The organism is Arthrobacter sp. 260 (genome assembly GCF_013116745.1).
Taxonomy (GTDB): Bacteria; Actinomycetota; Actinomycetes; order Actinomycetales; family Micrococcaceae; genus Arthrobacter_D.
This window is the reverse complement of the sequence record NZ_JABFOE010000137.1, coordinates 1-224: the sequence shown is the minus strand read 5'-3', so window position 1 is coordinate 224 and position 224 is coordinate 1. Positions and strand designations below refer to the sequence as shown.

Below are 224 nucleotides of genomic sequence, written 5' to 3'. Positions count from 1 at the left end.
CGATTACTATCTGCAACAGCCGTACTTGCCCATCCAGTCGGTGACTACCGACATCGGCAACGCCATTCTCTACACGCTCAAGGACGTCAGCGGCCTGCCGTCGTTCGCTCCCGGCACCGGCAGTGACCTCAACCCCGCTGACACGACAGCGATGACCGTTTCGATCAGCGGTGCGCCGAACGACCCGAACATCGCCACCGTGGAAGTGCTCGACAAGGGCAAGC

The 224-nt window shown here is 61.6% G+C and carries 1 protein-coding gene; it reads left to right on the top strand.

What is annotated here, in order from left to right; all coding sequences use genetic code 11:
* Positions 1-40: 40 nt before the first annotated feature.
* The coding region (locus HMI57_RS18625; RefSeq protein ID WP_171587457.1) for a hypothetical protein at positions 41-224 on the top strand (184 nt) is incomplete at its 3' end.